This is a genomic window from Acidimicrobiia bacterium (assembly GCA_029210695.1).
GTDB lineage: Bacteria > Actinomycetota > Acidimicrobiia > Spongiisociales > JAHEDJ01 > JAHEDJ01.
On sequence record JARGFH010000160.1, the window covers coordinates 1 to 644 of the forward strand.

Consider the following 644-nt stretch of genomic DNA (forward strand, 5'->3'; position numbering starts at 1 on the left):
TTCCACGGACCCCGACTCCAACCGCCAGGGTCACTATGTCAGGCCACCCCTCTTACACAGAGGATCTGACACGCCCAGGGCCGTCCGGTTCGGAAGATTCCGAGCCGATGATGTTGCCTCCATCCTGGCGATCGGCCCGGCCGCTCCCGACATCGCCCACCCTGGTGAGCAGATCATCGTCGATCTGCCCATGGTCGAGATCCGCAGTTTCGACGCCTACCGGATCGGAGACCTGGCATGAACACCCCACCCGCCTTGCCGTCAGATCTCGAAGCCGGATTGAGACGACTCCGATTGGGAACCATCCGCCGGGCCGGCCCCGAAGTGCTGCTGACCGCGAAAACCCAACGGTGGGCCCCCGAAGAAACCCTCCGGGTCCTCGTCGACCTAGAGATCACCGCCCGCGACGAATCCAATACTCGCAGCCGCCTCAAAGCCGCCCGGTTCCCAGTCGAAAAGACCCTCGACGAGTTCAACCTGACCGAATCATCAATCCCCAAACCGGGGTTCCGCAGTTGAGGGGCTGATGTGGGCACTTGTTGGGGCGAATGTGCTGGTCACGGCGTTGAGGCTGGCTGGCGGCCGCGAAATGTGTAGGCACACGCTGGTTGTTAAGGGTCCTTGGTTGGGTGAGTAGTCTGATG

The 644-nt window shown here is 62.3% G+C and carries 1 protein-coding gene and 1 pseudogene; both read left to right on the forward strand.

Annotation, left to right across the window (positions count from 1 at the left end; translation table 11 throughout):
- Positions 1-241 (forward strand): hypothetical protein (locus P1T08_18885; GenBank protein MDF1598138.1); only part of this gene is annotated, 241 nt, incomplete at its 5' end.
- A pseudogene (locus P1T08_18890) lies at positions 238-498 on the forward strand (ATP-binding protein). The gene P1T08_18885 and the pseudogene P1T08_18890, both read left to right, overlap by 4 nt.
- Positions 499-644: the final 146 nt, after the last annotated feature.